The organism is Polynucleobacter corsicus, assembly GCF_018688255.1.
GTDB classification, from domain to species: Bacteria; Pseudomonadota; Gammaproteobacteria; order Burkholderiales; family Burkholderiaceae; genus Polynucleobacter; species Polynucleobacter corsicus.
Window position 1 is genome coordinate 1,879,753 of record NZ_CP061314.1, and the last position, 16,688, is coordinate 1,896,440.

19 protein-coding genes and 2 pseudogenes are annotated in these 16,688 nt (G+C 45.9%); 5 read left to right on the top strand and 16 right to left on the bottom strand.

The window, feature by feature from the left end:
• The first annotated feature begins 26 nt into the window (after nucleotides 1-26).
• Nucleotides 27-665: a 50S ribosomal protein L25/general stress protein Ctc gene (locus C2747_RS09640; RefSeq protein WP_215331594.1), complete on the top strand. Its 639-nt coding sequence runs from the start codon at nucleotides 27-29 to the stop codon at nucleotides 663-665.
• Between the two features lie 90 nt (nucleotides 666-755).
• Nucleotides 756-1,352: an aminoacyl-tRNA hydrolase gene (pth, locus tag C2747_RS09645; protein WP_215331595.1), complete on the top strand. Its 597-nt coding sequence runs from the start codon at nucleotides 756-758 to the stop codon at nucleotides 1,350-1,352.
• Nucleotides 1,353-1,362: 10 nt separating this feature from the next.
• Here the strand turns inward: pth and C2747_RS09650 are convergent, their stop codons facing one another.
• From C2747_RS09650 to C2747_RS09670, 5 genes are read right to left on the bottom strand one after another with little or no spacing between them, the layout of a single operon-like run.
• A complete protein-coding gene (locus C2747_RS09650; RefSeq protein ID WP_215331596.1) occupies nucleotides 1,363-1,632 on the bottom strand; it encodes a YfhL family 4Fe-4S dicluster ferredoxin in 270 nt (89 codons plus the stop codon).
• A 17-nt stretch (nucleotides 1,633-1,649) separates the two neighbouring features.
• Nucleotides 1,650-2,144, bottom strand: coding sequence for a pantetheine-phosphate adenylyltransferase (gene coaD / locus C2747_RS09655; RefSeq protein WP_215325856.1), 495 nt, complete (start codon nucleotides 2,142-2,144; stop codon nucleotides 1,650-1,652).
• A 36-nt stretch (nucleotides 2,145-2,180) separates the two neighbouring features.
• Nucleotides 2,181-2,783 (bottom strand): 16S rRNA (guanine(966)-N(2))-methyltransferase RsmD, encoded by a 603-nt coding sequence (rsmD, locus tag C2747_RS09660; protein ID WP_215331597.1) that lies wholly within the window; start codon nucleotides 2,781-2,783, stop codon nucleotides 2,181-2,183.
• 19 nt (nucleotides 2,784-2,802) lie between these two features.
• Nucleotides 2,803-4,146 carry a M16 family metallopeptidase gene (locus C2747_RS09665; protein ID WP_215333160.1) on the bottom strand — a complete coding sequence of 448 codons (1,344 nt, stop codon included), beginning with the start codon at nucleotides 4,144-4,146 and terminating at the stop codon, nucleotides 2,803-2,805.
• Nucleotides 4,136-5,521: a M16 family metallopeptidase gene (locus C2747_RS09670; RefSeq protein WP_215331598.1), complete on the bottom strand. Its 1,386-nt coding sequence runs from the start codon at nucleotides 5,519-5,521 to the stop codon at nucleotides 4,136-4,138. Before C2747_RS09670 ends, C2747_RS09665 begins: the two co-directional genes overlap by 11 nt.
• A gap of 62 nt (nucleotides 5,522-5,583) precedes the next feature.
• Here C2747_RS09670 and ftsY point away from each other — a divergent pair, with 62 nt between their 5' ends.
• Both ftsY and rpoH read left to right on the top strand, forming a co-directional pair.
• Nucleotides 5,584-6,474 (top strand): signal recognition particle-docking protein FtsY, encoded by an 891-nt coding sequence (gene ftsY, locus C2747_RS09675; RefSeq protein ID WP_215331599.1) that lies wholly within the window; start codon nucleotides 5,584-5,586, stop codon nucleotides 6,472-6,474.
• 93 nt (nucleotides 6,475-6,567) lie between these two features.
• On the top strand, nucleotides 6,568-7,509 hold the full coding sequence (gene rpoH, locus C2747_RS09680) for an RNA polymerase sigma factor RpoH (protein WP_215331600.1): 942 nt from the start codon (nucleotides 6,568-6,570) through the stop codon (nucleotides 7,507-7,509).
• A gap of 20 nt (nucleotides 7,510-7,529) precedes the next feature.
• On the opposite strand, the gene C2747_RS09685 is transcribed toward rpoH, so the two are convergent.
• Genes C2747_RS09685 through C2747_RS09705 form a run of 5 tightly spaced genes read right to left on the bottom strand, consistent with a single transcriptional unit; the run spans nucleotide 7,530 to nucleotide 11,541 of the window.
• Nucleotides 7,530-8,090 (bottom strand): SCO family protein, encoded by a 561-nt coding sequence (locus C2747_RS09685; protein ID WP_433915519.1) that lies wholly within the window; start codon nucleotides 8,088-8,090, stop codon nucleotides 7,530-7,532.
• 52 nt (nucleotides 8,091-8,142) lie between these two features.
• Entirely contained in the window at nucleotides 8,143-9,036 is an 894-nt protein-coding gene (cyoE, locus tag C2747_RS09690; protein ID WP_215331602.1) for a heme o synthase, read from the bottom strand.
• Nucleotides 9,033-10,163 (bottom strand): COX15/CtaA family protein, encoded by a 1,131-nt coding sequence (locus C2747_RS09695; protein ID WP_215331603.1) that lies wholly within the window; start codon nucleotides 10,161-10,163, stop codon nucleotides 9,033-9,035. The genes cyoE and C2747_RS09695 overlap by 4 nt, the downstream gene beginning before the upstream one ends.
• Complete coding sequence (locus C2747_RS09700; protein WP_215331604.1) at nucleotides 10,160-10,819, bottom strand: redox-active disulfide-containing membrane protein; 660 nt, start codon at nucleotides 10,817-10,819, stop codon at nucleotides 10,160-10,162. Before C2747_RS09700 ends, C2747_RS09695 begins: the two co-directional genes overlap by 4 nt.
• Nucleotides 10,816-11,541 carry an SURF1 family protein gene (locus C2747_RS09705; RefSeq protein ID WP_251374754.1) on the bottom strand — a complete coding sequence of 242 codons (726 nt, stop codon included), beginning with the start codon at nucleotides 11,539-11,541 and terminating at the stop codon, nucleotides 10,816-10,818. Before C2747_RS09705 ends, C2747_RS09700 begins: the two co-directional genes overlap by 4 nt.
• Before the next feature lie 71 nt (nucleotides 11,542-11,612).
• Here C2747_RS09705 and C2747_RS09710 point away from each other — a divergent pair, with 71 nt between their 5' ends.
• Nucleotides 11,613-11,825, top strand: coding sequence for a twin transmembrane helix small protein (locus C2747_RS09710; RefSeq protein ID WP_215331605.1), 213 nt, complete (start codon nucleotides 11,613-11,615; stop codon nucleotides 11,823-11,825).
• Nucleotides 11,826-11,889: 64 nt separating this feature from the next.
• Here C2747_RS09710 and C2747_RS09715 read toward each other — a convergent pair whose 3' ends face one another.
• From C2747_RS09715 to coxB, 6 genes and pseudogenes are all read right to left on the bottom strand, one after another.
• The gene (locus C2747_RS09715) at nucleotides 11,890-12,744 is read right to left on the bottom strand and encodes a cytochrome c oxidase subunit 3 (protein WP_215331606.1); all 855 of its coding nucleotides are present in this window, start codon (nucleotides 12,742-12,744) and stop codon (nucleotides 11,890-11,892) included.
• A 29-nt stretch (nucleotides 12,745-12,773) separates the two neighbouring features.
• Nucleotides 12,774-12,968 (bottom strand): DUF2970 domain-containing protein, encoded by a 195-nt coding sequence (locus C2747_RS09720; protein WP_215325868.1) that lies wholly within the window; start codon nucleotides 12,966-12,968, stop codon nucleotides 12,774-12,776.
• Nucleotides 12,965-13,558: a cytochrome c oxidase assembly protein gene (locus tag C2747_RS09725; protein ID WP_215331607.1), complete on the bottom strand. Its 594-nt coding sequence runs from the start codon at nucleotides 13,556-13,558 to the stop codon at nucleotides 12,965-12,967. The genes C2747_RS09720 and C2747_RS09725 overlap by 4 nt, the downstream gene beginning before the upstream one ends.
• A gap of 16 nt (nucleotides 13,559-13,574) precedes the next feature.
• Nucleotides 13,575-13,706 (bottom strand): cytochrome oxidase small assembly protein, encoded by a 132-nt coding sequence (locus C2747_RS09730; protein WP_215305446.1) that lies wholly within the window; start codon nucleotides 13,704-13,706, stop codon nucleotides 13,575-13,577.
• A pseudogene (gene ctaD, locus C2747_RS09735) lies at nucleotides 13,690-15,309 on the bottom strand (cytochrome c oxidase subunit I). The gene C2747_RS09730 and the pseudogene ctaD overlap by 17 nt, the downstream one beginning before the upstream one ends.
• Before the next feature lie 44 nt (nucleotides 15,310-15,353).
• Nucleotides 15,354-16,427, bottom strand: a pseudogene (gene coxB, locus C2747_RS09740) (cytochrome c oxidase subunit II).
• Between the last annotated feature and the right edge of the window lie 261 nt (nucleotides 16,428-16,688).

A 16,688-nucleotide genomic window follows, 5' to 3' on the forward strand; every position in this document is an offset into this window, starting at 1 on the left:
AAATTAACCTTAATTAGGAATTGAATATGAAAGTAGTAGCCTTTGAAAGAAGCGTACAGGGAACGGGTGCGAGCCGCCGTCTGCGCAACTCCGGTAAAACTCCGGGCATCATCTACGGCGGTAAAGACGCCGCAACAGTAATTGAGTTGGATCACAACGCACTGTTCCATGCTCTCCGCAAGGAAGCATTCCACTCATCCATCCTTGATCTCGAAATCGGCGGCAAAGCACAGAAAGTGTTGTTGCGTGATTACCAGATGCATCCATTTAAGCCTTTGGTTCTGCATATCGACTTCCAGCGCGTTTCCGCGACTGAAAAAGTTCACATGCGCGTTCCATTGCACTTCATTAATGCTGACACTTCAGCTGCCGTGAAATTGCAAGGCGCTGTCATCAGCCACATCTCCACTGAATTGGAAATCTCTTGCTTACCAGCAGATTTGCCAGAGTTTATTGAAGTGGACTTGAACAAGATTGAAGTTGGTCATGGTATCCATGCTAAAGATATCGCATTACCAAAAGGCGTTACCTTGGTCTTGCATATTGAGCAAGAAAACCCAGTACTAGCTAACGCACGTATCCCAGCAGTGAAATCTGCCGATACTGAAGCTGCTCCTGCAGCTGCTGCGGCTCCTGCTGCTGAAGCCCCAAAGGATAAAGCTTAATCATTTAAGCTTTATTTTTGCGACAGAGGAAGCCCGCTTACAAGCGGGTTTTCTTTTTTGCAGAAAAGCTTTTATCCTTAAGCACTCATCATGACTAAATTAATTATTGGCCTAGGCAACCCAGGTGAAGAACATATTGAAGATCGGCACAATGCTGGCTTCTGGTTTGTGGACGCACTCGCCAAACAATTAAACGTCCGCTTTGAAACTGAAAAACGCTTTCATGGAAAAGTGGCCAAGGCTACATGGGAAGGTGAAGACCTCTTCTTGCTTAAGCCAAGCACTTACATGAACCTGAGCGGTCAAGCTGTTGGAGCGCTATGCCGCTTTCATAAAATTACACCTAAAGATGTGTTGGTAGTACAGGATGAGCTAGATCTCAAGCCTGGCACTGCACGTATCAAGCTTGGTGGCGGCACTGGTGGACACAACGGTCTAAAAGATATCCAAGCCCACTTAGGAACCCCTGATTACTGGCGTCTGCGTTTGGGTATTGGCCACCCACGCGATCTTGCTGCAGAAGGTGCACGAGTGATGGATGTTGCTGACTACGTATTGAGAAGACCGCTGCAAGCAGAACAAAAGCAGATTGATGCCAGTATTGAAAATGGCTTACAAATTCTGCCCTTGTTCCTCAAGGGCGATGCTCAGGCAGCGATGCTGGAGTTGCACTCCAAAACGAATTAAAGGCTACTAATTACTTATTTAGCGAGTGTTTTTTGGCAGCAGTTAAGGCCTGATACTTTGCCATTAACTGCGTTTGATTTTCAGAAAACGAGGGGTTCATCGGTATGCAGTCTACCGGGCAGACTTGCTGACACTGGGGCGCATCGTAGTGACCTACACATTCAGTGCATTTATTGGGATCGATCTCGTAGATTTCTAAACCCATGTAGATTGCATCATTCGGGCATTCAGGCTCACATACATCGCATTTGATGCATTCGTCCGTAATCATTAAAGCCATATTTTTGCCTACAAGCCTTACTCTTTACTCTTATTGGCTTCAATCTTTTTGATCAACCACTTTTCTACCGATGGGAATACAAACTTACTCACATCGCCACCCATAGAGGCAATCTCACGCACAAAGGTGCCTGAGATAAATTGATATTGGTCTGATGGCGTAAGGAATAGCGTCTCAACATCGGGCAATAAATAGCGGTTCATACCGGCCATCTGGAATTCGTATTCAAAATCAGATACTGCACGTAAGCCACGCACAATCACACGTGCGTTATGTTCGCGAGCAAAATCTTTTAATAAACCTGTAAACCCGACAATCTTCACATTGGAGTAATGGCCAAGAACTTCTTTGGCAATCTCAATGCGCTCATCCAGTGTAAAGAAAGGGCGTTTGCTACGACTATCAGCAACACCCACAATGAGCTCGCCAAAAATGCTTGAGGCGCGGCGTACTAGGTCTTCGTGACCACGAGTAAAGGGATCAAATGTTCCAGGGTATACAGCAACAGTCATAAGGCTCCTAAGGCTTTTTCAGCTACAGGGGAGAGTTTAGTCCCTCTTAGAGCGAAATAGACAAGCTTTTACTTGTCCAGCCTCTAAGTATTTTCCGCAGTGCCAATCAGGCACTAAGGCCTCAATCTGCTCACGGGGGCGACTAGCAGGAAACTCTACGTAAATTCCCCCGCCTGCACTGTCATCACAAACACGAGCAGCCTCTATAAGCGCTTGATTTAACAGGCCCTCTTCCTGAAAGGGTGGGTCTATAAAGATCAAGTTGCTGGAGTGATCAGCTTGTTGTTTTAAGAACTCCAAACTATCTCTGTGAAGAATCTGCACCTCCCCAGGAGCAGGAGATGACTCTAGTAAAGCAAAATTAGCTAGGAGCTTGGCATGAGCCTTTTTGTCTTTTTCTAATAGGGTTACTGAATGGGCATGTCGTGATGCAGCCTCAAAACCTAATGCGCCAGTACCAGCAAACAAATCTAAACAACGCAAGCCGACTAAATCTTGGCCGAGCCAATTAAATAGAGTCTCACGAACGCGATCGGTACTAGGGCGAAGACCAGGTAAATCCAGCACACCTAGCAAGCGACTACGCCAAACCCCACCAATAATGCGAATTTTCTGCGGAGGCTCAGAGCCCCTACTCAATGAAGCTGACCTGACTAGCTTATTTATTTTTTGCTCCTAAGACCACAATTTTCATACGATCCATGGCTAAGTATTTTTGGAACGCCGCTTTGACTTGCTCAAGGTTAACCGCCTCCACTTGCTTAGTCCAAATCTCCATCGTATCGAGAGGCAAATTATTCCAGGCAATGGATGACACGTTATCGAGTAACTTGCGGTTGTTATCAATTCTTAAAGGATAGCCATTGATTAAGTTTGCTTTGGCTGCCTCGAGCTCTCCTTGCGTTGGGCCATCAGCAATAAATTGCGCAATGGTAGAACTCATTACCTCTAGTGCCAAAGTAGCTTGATCATTCTTCGTTTGTAAACCCGCCTGAAATATCCCCGCATCCTTACCAGGGGCAAAGTAACTAAATACGCTGTACGCAAGACCACGCTTCTCGCGCACCTCTGACATGAGGCGGGATACAAAGCCGCCGCCGCCCAAAATATAGTTACCCACAAGCAATGGAAAGAAATCGGGGTTGTTACGGTTGATCGCAGTCATCCCCATAGTAATATGCGCTTGCTGCGAATCAAACGGAATACTAACTTCACGTTGACTTAAAGGCTCCACTGGTGAGCGCTCAAACTCCGGCAACTTAGGTACAGGAGATCCAGACTGAGGCACTCTTTGCAATAAACCCTGAACAATTTCAGCAGCCTCGGCTTTACTCACGTCACCCACAATGCTGACAGTCATTCGATCACCGCGGTAAAACTGTTTATGAAACTGCTGCAGGTCGTTTGCACCGATATTGGCAATACTTTTCACTGTTGGTGAATTGGCTAACGGATAGTTTCCATAAACAGATTTTCTAAAGCGACGATCCAAAACTGACTCTGGCTTAGTCTCGGACTCTAGCAAGGCAGTAGTCATCCTTTGCTTCTCACGCGCTAAGATCTTTGCATCATAAGTAGGTGCGCTCAACATCGCCGAAGCCAATTGAACGGCGCGGTCACGTAAATCTTTGCGGCTCAAAGTCCGAATACGCATGACAGCGCGCTCACCACTCACAGAAATACCGAGGTTTGCGCCAAGGTCTGCAATCTCATCAGCAATCTGAGCCTCATTTAGCAGGCCCTGATCAGATTTAGCGCCATAGTTCATTAGCTGCCCAGCCATGGTAGCTAAACCACTTTTAACTCCTGAGTCATAACGGTCACCTGCATCAATACTGATCTCAATATCCACCATGGGCAGCGCTTTAGTTTGCACTAAATAGGCTTGCGCGCCCTTGAAGAAGTCTAGCTTTTCTATAGGCAATATCGCGTGTGCAGATGTACTTGCTCCAACTATCAGCGCGATTACAAGACTGCTTTGTGAGATGAATTTATTTAGCATCACGATTGCCTCCTTGCTTGCTCTCACCGGACTGGCGCGCTTGCGGATCTAGCACTGCTATGGTGAGCCCTTCATCTACTAAATATTTTTTTGCAACGGCTTGAACTTGTGCGGGAGTAATAGTTTGCATCTTCTCCAGCATCACATCAATATCTTTCCAGGAGAATCCAGCCATCTCTGTGCTACCGATTTCCATGGCCTGGCCAAAAATGGAATCGCGCTTATAAATTTGATCAGACAAAATGCGCACCTTCACCCGCTTGAGCTCTGACTCTAAGATTCCTTTATCAACCACTTCTTTCAAGGCTTTGCGAATGCTGCTCTCTGCCTGCTCTACTGTCTTGCCTTTAGCCATACTGCTACTAATAAAAAATAGTTCAGGCCCTCTAGAGATCATGTCATAACCGACGCCCACATCATTGACTACGCGCTCTTCCTTCACTAGGATGCGATTTAAGCGTGCGTTGTCATAACCGTCCAGTACAGCAGACAAAAGTTCTAGCGCATAGGGCTCGTTATCATCCAGTCTCCCCACTTCTAATTTTGGGACTTTCCAGGCCATCGCTAGTTGTGCACTATCCGCAGGCGCTTTTACTTGCACTCGCTTAGTGCCTTTTTGCATGGGTTCAATCTGAGGCTTACGTTCTGGCAACTCTCTTGCGGAAGCAACTCCGTAATATTTTTCCACCGCTCGTAGAATCACTTGAGGGTCAACATCACCAGCAATAACGACAGTGGCATTATTTGGTTTGTACCAGCTACGATACCAATCGCGTGCATCAATGGCTTTCATATTCACCAAATCATTCATCCACCCAACCACCGGATAACGATAAGGGGAACTCATATAAGCGGTGGCAGTGAGTGCTTCATCAAGCAAGCTACTGGGATTGTCTTCCGTACGCAAACGACGCTCTTCCATCACTACCTGGATTTCTTTCAGAAATTCCGCATCATCAAAATTAAGATTAGACATCCGATCAGCCTCTAATCTCATTACCTCATCTAACTTAGACTTTTCAACTTGCTGAAAGTAAGCCGTGTAGTCACGAGAGGTAAAAGCATTTTCTCGACCGCCCACTGCTGCAACTAAGCGAGAGAACTCGCCTGACTTTACTTTGTGGGTGCCCTTAAACATCATATGCTCCAGCACATGCGCTACCCCCGTCTTGCCGTTCACCTCATCTATAGAGCCAGCGCGGTACCAAACCATGTGCGCAACGGTAGGTGCGCGATGATCTTCACGCACAATCAACTTGAGGCCGTTGGAGAGTTGAAACTCGTGGGTATTTGCTTGGCCTACCTCTGGAGCTGCAAAAGCAGCAGAACAGCTGAGGACTAAATAGAGAGAGAAACTGAATAAAGTGGAACGCATCTGCAAGATCACCTATACCTAGAATTTAATTGATAAGATGCAAGGATTAAATTGTATCGATTATGTTCGGCCTACGTAAAACCCTCGGATCCCTATTTAAATCCAATCAGACTGATGAAGCCTGGTTTGATGCCCTTGAAGAATCTCTCATTCTGAGTGATGTGGGTCTACCCACGACCGAACAACTGATTAGCAAACTCCGTAAGGCTGCTAAATCGGAAAAGGCCAGCAGCCCGGAAGAGCTCAAGCAACTGATGATCGAAGAAGTGGCGACACTCCTAAAATCTTTGGAGCCCAGCCCCAATCCCTTGTATGTCCATGAGCAAAAGACCACACCAGAGGTGTGGCTAGTCATTGGTGTCAATGGCGCCGGCAAAACCACCACGATCGGCAAACTCTGCAGACTTTTTCAGTCGCAAGGCAAATCTGTCTTACTGGCAGCTGGCGATACTTTCCGAGCTGCGGCACGCAACCAGCTCCTTGAATGGGGTGGCCGCAATCAGGTCGATGTCATCATGCAAGAAAGTGGTGATGCGGCGGCAGTGGCTCATGATGCTATTCATGCGGCGATTTCTCGTAAAAGCGATATTCTGATTATTGATACTGCCGGCAGACTGGCCACTCAAGACCACCTGATGGAAGAGTTAAAGAAGGTCAAAAGAGTGATCGGTAAGGCCCTTCCTGGGGCGCCTCACCAGACTTTGCTTGTTCTTGATGGCAATACCGGTCAAAACGGTTTAAGCCAAGTCAGAGCCTTTCATGCCGCTTTAGAGCTTTCTGCCTTGATTGTGACTAAATTGGATGGCACCGCTAAGGGTGGAGTCATTTGCGCACTTGCCCAGACCCTCGGAGATGGGCTAAAACCCGCGGTTTTAGCCTTAGGCAAAGGTGAGGGAATTGATGATTTAGCCCCCTTCACGGCTAGTCAGTATTCTTCTGAATTATTCAATTAAATCATAGACTTATAGAGGTAAAAAACTATTAGCACTCTCTTGACAAGAGTGCTAAAATAGACACTTATTAATAGCAAAAGCATATAAAAGAAAATGGTTCAAAAGAAAGCATACAAACCGCAATCGCAAGCAAGGCAAACACTGCCAGCAGCGCAGACTGCTGCGGCTTCGCTTGCCTTTCCGATGCTGCCTTCCCTGGGGGTTGGCACACTCGACTCTTACATCTCCTATGTGAATCGCGTACCGATGCTCAGCGCTGCAGAGGAACTACACCTCGCGCAAGAATTTCGTCGCACTGAAAATGTCGATGCTGCGAAAACTTTGGTTCTCTCGCACCTGCGCCTGGTGGTGTCTGTTGCACGTCAATACCTAGGCTACGGCATTCCCCATGCTGACTTAATTCAAGAAGGTAATATTGGTTTGATGAAGGCTGTTAAACGCTATGACCCTAACCAAGGTGCACGCTTAGTCTCTTACGCCATCCATTGGATCAAGGCAGAGATTCATGAGTACATCCTCAAAAATTGGCGCTTAGTCAAAGTTGCTACAACAAAAGCACAACGTAAGTTGTTCTTCAATCTGCGCAGTAACAAGCCCACTCTAGCCGCCCTGACCCCAAATGAAGTTGAGGCTTTAGCGAAAGCGCTCGATGTCAAAGGCTCTGATGTAAAAGAAATGGAAATGCGTTTGGCTGGTGGCGATGTTGCCTTAGAGGGTGATGACAGCAATGATGAATCAGCTTACGCACCAATTCAATGGTTGGCTGATAACAGTCAAGAGCCTACTGAAATGATAGCTGCTGCTGCGACTGATGCATTACATGGTCCTCAGCTTGACCAAGCACTCATGGCACTCGATGAGCGTAGTCGCAATATTGTGCAGTCACGTTGGTTAGCTATGGATGCAGAGGGTAATGGGACGAAAACATTACATGATCTCGCCAGCGAATATGGCATTTCTGCAGAACGTGTTCGCCAGATTGAGACTGCTGCTCTCAAAAAAATGCGCGGCCTCTTGCAAACTGAAGCTGCTTAAGCAGCCCTCCTAAGTAACCGTTATTTCAGAAGTTCTTTTAAGTCTTGCGCCAAGGTCTCAGCACCTTGCGCATGCTTGATGTAAAGGCGTAAACGCCCCTGTGGATCAAAGGCGTAGCTTCCTGCAGTGTGATCCATAGTGTAGGAACCAGGGCTCGTGCCAGGTACTTTCTTGTAATAAATCTTAAAGTCCTTAGTTACTTTTTCTAAAGCTGCTTCATCTGCTGGGCGCAAGCCCAAAAAGCGTGAATCAAATGCCGGCACATACTGTTTTAAGATAGCCGCGGTATCTCTTTCTGGGTCCACAGTGACAAACAGCACTTGCACCTTATCAGCCTGAGGACCCAATAAAGTCATGACCTGCTGCATCTCGGTGAGCGTCGTAGGGCAAACATCAGGACACTGCGTATAACCAAAGAACATCAAGACAGCCTTACCTTTAAAGTCAGCAAGCGTTCTCACCTTTCCATCGGGATCGAGCAAACTAAAGTCAGTACCAAATGCTTTGCTGCCCGTGATATCCACATTCTTAAAACTTTGTTGTGGACTACAAGCTAGCAGAGCTAAGCCGATCAGTGACATTACCAATAGGCGTGAAATATAAAAATAAGGTTTGTAAAAATGCATCTTTACCTCAAACGAAATAGTGATCAATTAATAACACTACAAAAAGTAGAGATAAATACGTAATTGAAAAACGAAAAGTCTTCTTCGCTAGCGCATCGCTGTAAGAAACAAACAAAGCGATGGCATATGCAAGGAATATCAAGCCCAGAATGATTGCTGAGATCAAATAGATCACGCCACTCATGCCATAAATATAAGGTAATAAAGTAGCTGCAATCAAAATCAATGTGTACAGCAAAATATTGAGCAGCGTAAAACGTTCTCCGTGCGTCACTGGCAGCATCGGTAAACCACTTTGCACATAATCATCGCGACGGTATAACGCAAGCGCCCAAAAGTGCGGCGGAGTCCAAACAAAAATAATCAGTACCAAGAGCCACGCTTCCGCCGACAAAGTATTGGTGACTGCCGCCCAACCCAAGGCAGGTGGCATAGCGCCTGAGAGACCACCAATGACAATATTCTGTGGTGTAGCAGGCTTGAGTAACCAGGTATAAATCACCGCGTAACCAACAAAAGTGGCCACGGTGAGCCACATGGTTAATGGATTACAGAAGATCCACAAGATGACCATTCCCAAGCCGCCGAGAATAATCGAGAAAACAGTAATGTGAAAAGGTGTCACTTCACCTGTTGCGGACGGCCTCCAAGCAGTTCGCTTCATCTTGGCATCGACAGCTTGCTCGATTAAACAATTCATTGCAAAAGCGGCTCCTGCTAACAACCAAATTCCAACAATGCCACCAATCAGCACTGGATAAGGAACCATGCCGGGAGTAGCCAAGAACATCCCAATGACTGCACAGAACACTGCCAACTGCGTGACGCGGGGCTTAGTAAGAACCCAATATTGACGCCAACGTGGCATCTCTACAGGATTGGGGGAAGTTGGACTACTCATAATGATTTAGACATCTTCATATGAATGGGGGCGGTCCAAGAGGACCATTGGACTAAACGCACCAAACAGAACACCAATGCAGCAGAACCTGCGGTATGCATTAGGGCCGCGAGGAGAGGCCACTGAAAGACCACATTAGAAATACCAGTCAAGGCCTGGAGAATGAGCAAGCCTAATAATAACTTGGCAATCCTAGCCATTCCTGATGATGTGGAATTACTTAAACGCAGAGCACTTATTCCTAAGGCGCCAAGTACCACTACCGCAACCATAGCAAATACGCGGTGTGCCCAATGGATTGTTTGCAAAGCGACAGGTGTAATAGATTCACCTTGAGCATTCAGGCCTAAGCCACGCCATAGTGTGAAACCCTCTTGCCAAGCCGTTTCTGGCCAAAGTCGATCCATGCAAGTCGGAAAATCAGGGCAAGCTAATACCGCATAATTAGTGCTCACCCATGCACCTAAAAAGATTTGTGTACATAAAATCACCGCTGCAAGTAAAAGTAACTTCGTAGAGAGGGGTTTACTCTGTTGGTGAACAGCTGAGGAAGATGTACCCATCCACTCTTGTTGTGCATAAATCGTTAAGCACGCCAATAAAACTAAAGCCAGCATCAAGTGAATCGTCACAATAATAGGCTGCAATTTCAGTGTGACTGTCCAGGCACCGAATGCCCCCTGAGCACATACCAAAATCAGTAAGCCAAGACTGCCTAATAAAGGTTTATTACCCAGGCTGCGGAGCTTGCTCCAGGCAATTGCCACCTGAATCAAAATCAGCGCTCCGACTGTCATTGCTAAATAGCGATGAATCATTTCAATCCAAGCTTTGATGACAGTTACAGGGCCCGTAGGCATACTAGCTTCAGCTTGCTGGATCTCACTAATTGCGTGCCATGGATTTGATGTGCCATAACAACCAGGCCAATCAGGACATCCCAGACCAGAGTCCGTGAGGCGAGTAAAGGCTCCAAACACTATCAAGTCAAATGTCATGAAAACCAAAACCCAATTGAGCTTTTGGAAAAAGTTATATGCCGGCCTAGTCCAGAGATAGGTCAACGGTAAGCCTGCAAAAACAATTGCGATTGCAGCTAACTCCGCAAGCAATAGCAAGTTACTCATTGCAATGTTTCACCCTTACGATTGAGGCGCAATAGCTTCTCAAGATCCTTTTTAATACTGCCAAATTCTTTAGGGGAATTGGTCACCGGAAAAATCATCATCTTGGCTGGGCTCGGATCAATCAGCTGAATCTTCTGACCTGCTCCATCACGATTAAGCCACGCATCAAATTGCGCTCTTAATTGAGTATCTACCGGCAAATCTACAATCTGAAATCCTGCCGTCTTTTGATCGTACGCCAGTAATACCTCTGGATCGACTGCTTTGCCATCAGTATTGACCCAAACTAGTTGAACGCGACTACTTTCGCGACCAACTGCAATGCGTAGTTGGCGCATTAAAAATAGAGCCTCGAGACAAGATTCATTCTTAATGGTGCATTCCCCAGCGGGCCTTGCCACTAGCAAAGTCCATTTTCCATTAAAAGGAATATCAAACCAAGCGGAATTCATATCTTGCACAGGCTGAACTAGGGTTCCAAAGTTCGTCTTTCCACCCTCTGGCTTAAAAACGTAATATGCTAAATAGGAGGCAATCACTGGGGCCGCGCACGCAAGCAATAAAAACAGCATCTGAATACGCCCACGTCGAGTTTGCACGTTAATTACAGATGCATCTGTTTGTGATGCTGGAATCAATAATTCTTTATCACTCACCCTCTATCTCCATTCACAGCAAGCTCTCGCCGATATTTCATGAGCCCATTAATGAGCCAAAATAAAAATCCAGTCAATGCCAAAGCAAACCACTGGAATGCATAAGCATAATGGCGATCGACTCCGTTTGTTGGGGAGGGCCAATTTCTTAGTAAACCATCCTCTTTCGAAGAACCAGACTCTCGAACGACGAATGGAAGTTGCTTCCATTCATGGCTTTGAGCCTCAAGACCCAAATCAAAATTTTGTTCAATCCGAGGGCTCACTTTCGTAGAATCCTTCTTTCCCAACTCATAAACCCTTCCAGGGTGAGGGAAAGCAATTCCCTCAACAGTCACCATGTCATCCACTGTTTTCACTGGGGGTAACTCAATACGATTGTCGTTATTACGTGGAGCCCAACCCCGATTAACCCAAAGCACCAGCTCTTGGCCATCCAATTTCAGGGGCATCATTACATAAAAGCCGGATTGTCCTGCGGCACCAGCACCACCCTCAGGAATCGGGCGAGGACGGTTATCCAGCCAGACCGCCTCATCTTGAATAAAACGCCCACGAGCTAGAATCCGGCGCTCTGTAGCCTGCTCTAGGCTCAAGCTATCGGCATTCGCATTCAGAATGGGCATTTGCAGTCTTGCACTTAAAGACTCACCCAGGCGAATCTTTTGCTCTGCTCGGTTTAACTGCCAAATACCAGCACCGCAGCCTACTACAATCACCACAAGAGCTGATAATGTAGCGACTATACGACTAGTAATTAAGCTAGAAAAGATATTCACAAGGGTACTTTGAGATGAAATGGGTTATTCCAGTTGCACTACTTATTATTGTTGGGAGCTTAGGCTCAGCACTCTATTTCATGATGAAAGACAAGGGTCGCAGCTCAAGAATGGTTCAGTCGCTTACGTTACGTATTGGGCTGTCAATCGTACTCTTCTTGGGAATTCTGATTGCCCACTACTTTGGCTATATCGAAGCTACCGGCGTTCGAGTGGGAACAAACTAAGTGCCCTCCACTAAGAATCAGGATTCAAAATAAATCGGGGCTCAACGCCCCGATTTTGATTTCATTACATCCAGTAAACAGCGATATACAGACCAAGCCAAACCACGTCAACAAAGTGCCAATACCAAGCGGCGCCCTCAAATGCAAAATGATTTTCAGCAGTAAAGTCGCCGCGGATCATGCGACGGAGAACAATCGCCAACATCAAGCCGCCAAGGAATACGTGGAAGCCGTGGAAACCAGTCAACATAAAGAAAGTTGAGCCATAGACACCTGAAGTTAACTTCAAGTTCAAGGCATGGTATGCATGGTAGTACTCATACATCTGAAAGCCCAAGAAGATAATGCCAAGGCCAACAGTAGCAGCTAAACCATTGATCGCCTTCTTCATATGATTTTCACGAATCGCATGATGAGCGTAAGTTACTGTCACACCAGAAGATAAAAGCAACAACGTATTAATCGTTGGAATGGGCCATGGACCCATAGTGGTAAATTTTTCCACTAAACCAGCAGGACCATCATTTGGCCAAACAGCCTGAAAATCAGGCCAAAGTAATTTACTTTCTACACCACCCATCCAAGGCATCGCAATATTGCGCGCATAGAACAAGGCAGCAAAGAATGCGCCAAAGAACATGATCTCCGAGAAAATGAACCAGGCCATGGACCAACGATAAGAAATATCGACGTTCACGCCATTTTTACCTGAGTTGGATTCGGCAATGGTGTCTCCAAACCACTTATAAAGAACAACTAACACCCAAAGTACACCGACTGCAGTTACTGGGCCGCCCCAAGCTGCGTGGTTTACCCAGCCAGACATGCCAGCAGCAAAAGCAAGCAAACCTATGGCTGCCGAAGCTGGATGGCTAGATAGTCCAGGAACGAAATAGTAAGGGGTTGAATTGGATGACATCTTATTCTCTCTATTCAATCAAAAAATAATCAATGGGACACAACTGCTTTAACTATCAAAAGGAGTATGCCCATAAAAATCAAGGCACCTAAAACTCCCGCAATAACAATGTGGACAAAACTTAATGAAGCAACATCTTCCTGCAAACCTGATTTTTTACGCACACCTAAAAAGGCCCACAGGACCGCAATCATCGATTGCGTAAACGAACTTTTCTTACTCATGATGCTGATTTTGATTTAGGTGTGGTTGAGCCAGCTGGTTGCTGACCAACTCCCAATTCAAAGAAGGTATATGACAAAGTAATTGTTTTGACATCAGTAGGCAAGCCTGCATCAATTATAAATACCACTGGCATCTTCTTCATTTCATGAGGCGCCAAAGTTTGTTGCTGAAAACAAAAACATTCTAATTTGGTGAAGAACTCCATGGCGCTTTTAGGTGCATAACTTGGAATTGCTTGAGCCTCAACAGGGCGACTTAAATTATTGGTAACTTCGTAAACAATCTCAGTCATTTCACCTGGATGCACTTCTAAGAAGTTCTTCACTGGGCGAAACGTAAAAGGACCACGGCTATTAGAGTCAAACTCAATAGTCACCTTACGAGAATAGTCAACCTGAGTATTGCCAACTTTATTTGCACTGTAGGCACGAATACCATAGTCGTTCTTGCTAGTGACCACATTAATACCGGTCACCTCACACAAAGCTTTATACATTGGCACTAGCGCATAACCAAAACCAAACATCATGACTGAAGCTATCAAGAGCTTTAGCAAGATTTGGCGGTTAATGGAGGCAATAGCAGACATAAGTATTCGGCAGGCTTTAACCCAATAAGCCGCGTTTAATCAGGATGCCCAGAAAGAACACTAGAACAACAGTTAACAAAATAAAGCCCAATCTGCGATTGCTGGCAGATTGGGATTTGTGCGCCGCTACTTTAGATTCCTGCAGCATTTAACTCTGCAGTAGTTGGAGGCGTTTCAAATGTGTGATGTGGTGCTGGTGATGGCACTGTCCACTCTAAACCTTTGGCGCCATCCCATGGCTTCATAGGTGCTTTTTCGCCCTTACCGTTATAGGCTGGCAGAACAACAAATAGCAAAAAGAAAACCTGAGATAAACCAAAACCGAGTGCACCAATAGATGCGATCGTATTAAAGTCAGCAAACTGGGTTGGGTAGTCAGCATAACGACGTGGCATACCTGCTAAGCCCAGGAAGTGCATTGGGAAGAAGGTGATGTTAAAGAAAATCATGGAAGTCCAGAAGTGGATCTTGCCGCGAGTTTCATTGGCCATGTAGCCAGTCCACTTTGGACACCATTAATAGAAACCAGCAAACATTGCAAACAATGAGCCAGCCACCAAAACATAGTGGAAGTGAGCTACTACGTAATAGGTATCTTGCAAGCCAATATCAATTGGCGCCATCGCCAGAATCAATCCAGTGAAGCCACCCATGGTAAACACGAAAATAAATCCAACTGACCACAACATTGGGGTTTCAAAGGTCATGGAACCTTTCCACATCGTTGCAACCCAGTTGAAAATCTTTACACCTGTTGGAACTGCAATCAACATCGTGGCATACATAAAGAACAGCTGACCAGTGACCGGCATACCAGTTGCAAACATGTGGTGAGCCCAAACGATGAATGACAAGATCGCAATGGATGCAGTTGCATAAACCATCGAGCTATAACCAAACAAAGTTTTTCTTGAGAAAGCCGGAATGATTTCGCTCACGATTCCGAATGCTGGAAGAATCATGATGTAAACCTCTGGATGACCAAAGAACCAGAAAATATGCTGGAACATAATTGGATCACCGCCGCCAGCTGCGTTGAAGAAAGAGGTGCCGAAGTGACGATCTGTCAAAACCATAGTGATCGCACCTGCCAATACTGGCATAACAGCGATCAACAAGTAAGCAGTGATCAACCATGTCCAGCAGAACATGGGCATCTTCATCAAAGTCAAGCCAGGAGCGCGCATGTTCAAGATGGTCACGATGATGTTAATCGAACCCATGATTGAAGAAGCACCCAACAAGTGGAGTGCAAAGATGGCCATATCTAAACCTGGGCCCATCTGTGATGTCAGTGGAGCATATAAAGTCCAACCACCAGCAGGAGCACCACCAGGAGCTAAGAATGAACCAAACAATAAACAAGCAGCCACTGGCAAAATCCAGAAGCTAAAGTTATTCATCCGTGCGAAGGCCATATCTGATGCGCCGATTTGAACAGGAATCATCCAGTTCGCAAATCCAACGAAGGCCGGCATGATCGCGCCGAACACCATTACCAGACCATGCATCGTGGTTAACTGGTTGAAAAACTCTGGTCGCAAAAACTGCAGACCTGGCTGAAACAACTCCAAACGAATACCCAGAGCCATCACTCCACCAGCTAGTAAGCTGATAAACGAGAAAATCAGGTACATCGTACCGATATCTTTATGGTTAGTTGCAAACAACCAACGGCGCCAGCCATGTGGCGTATGGTCATCATGCGCATGGTCGTGTGCGTGATCGTGGGTAGTTGAAATGGTGCTCATGGATTACTCCGGTTTAGTTTGATCTGTATAAATTCTTAAAAAAATTACTTGCCAGCACGCGCAGAGACAATATCTTGGGTCTGAATTACTTCGCCCGTTTTATTACCCCATGCATTACGGGTATAGGTCATTACTGCAGCAATATCGCCATCAGAAATCACGCCAGCCCACTTCGGCATTGCACCCTTACCGTTGATAAGAATGTTGTATTGGCCAGCTTTTGGACCCAGCACCATCTTGCTGCCATCTAATGCTGGGAAGGCGCCAGCACCTTTGCCATTTGGCTGGTGACATGCCGCGCAGTTAGCTGCGTAAACCTTGGCGCCACGCTCTTTCTGTTCATCTAAGGTGTAAACCTTAGATGGGTCGTCAGATGTTGCGCCCATTTCTTTTTTCTTCTCATCTACCCACTTGGTGTAATCCTCTTGGGAAACGACTCTCACTACGATCGGCATAAAAGCATGTTGTGCGCCGCATAGCTCTGAACATTGACCCCGGTAAGTACCGATCTTTTCTGCACGGAACCAAGTGTCACGAACAAAACCAGGAATAGCATCCTGCTTCACACCAAATGCTGGGACCGCCCATGCATGGATCACATCATTTGCAGTGGTAATGATGCGAATCTTTTTACCAACTGGCACTACCATCTCATTGTCCACTTCCATCAAATACGTATTTGATTTTGGCGCAAGATTGTTGATAGATTCACGGGAAGTAGCCAAAGTAGACAAGAAACTAATTCCTTCGCCTTCGCCTTTGATGTAGTCTTAACCCCACTTCCACTGATAGCCAGTAGTCTTAATAGTGACGTCAGAATTGGTAGTGTCTTTCATTGCTACGACTGTCTTAGTTGCTGGCAACGCCATACCAATAACAATGATTAAAGGAATGATTGTCCAAATAATTTCAACAGTAGTGCTTTCATGGAAAGAAGCAGACTTAGCACCTAGAGATTTACGGTGCTTCAAGATGGAATAAAACATCACTCCAAATACGCCTACAAAAATGAGCGCGCAGATGACCAACATCATCCAATGCAACCAATGAATCTCTGCCATGATTTTTGTGGCTGGGGCAGTGAAATTCAGCTGATTTACTGCTGGACCACCCTGCATATCTTCAGCCGCACGTGCAAATGCAGCGCCAAAGGCTGCTACTAAATAGAGCGAAGCCCTAGTGACTTTTCCAAATAAATTCATCTTATTCTCTGTTTATTGTCGTGAGCTTCTGTAAAAAAACACCCTCAGAAAGCCCAAAAAAACGGTATGAAGCAATTCAACTAGACGCAATTATAGGGTTAATTAGGCTCAAGAACAAACGGGGCCTACTATGCCTCACTCAATCTTGATAATGGTTTAAAAGATAGTGAACACTCA